The organism is Pseudomonas sp. NY15372, from assembly GCF_048068215.1.
Taxonomy (GTDB): Bacteria; Pseudomonadota; Gammaproteobacteria; order Pseudomonadales; family Pseudomonadaceae; genus Aquipseudomonas; species Aquipseudomonas guariconensis_A.
Map to the genome: position 1 here is coordinate 1 of NZ_JBLUPY010000111.1, position 277 is coordinate 277.

Annotated in this window: 1 protein-coding gene; it reads right to left on the reverse strand. The window is 56.3% G+C overall.

All coding sequences use genetic code 11. The features are described from left to right. Window positions 1–277: immunoglobulin-like domain-containing protein (locus ACNFG0_RS22925; protein ID WP_416766547.1), on the reverse strand; the 277-nt coding region annotated here is incomplete at both ends.

A 277-nucleotide genomic window follows, 5' to 3' on the forward strand; every position in this document is an offset into this window, starting at 1 on the left:
TACCGATTCAAGCTTGTTGGTAATGGTCGGTTGGCCGCCGGTGAACACATCATCCGGGGCTTTAACGGTAACGGAGCCGCTGGCGCTGCCAGCCGGAATAGTGACTTCGGTACCATCGGTCAGTTTGAACACCAGGCCGCCGTGACCAGTGACTGGCAATTTTTGTCCGTTGCTCAGCGTGACGGTGTAAGTAATTTCACCGCCTTCGGTGACGCTGGTCTTGTCGACGGAGAGGGTCGCGACAACTTCGCTCTCGGTGTCGGTAATCTTGACCGTA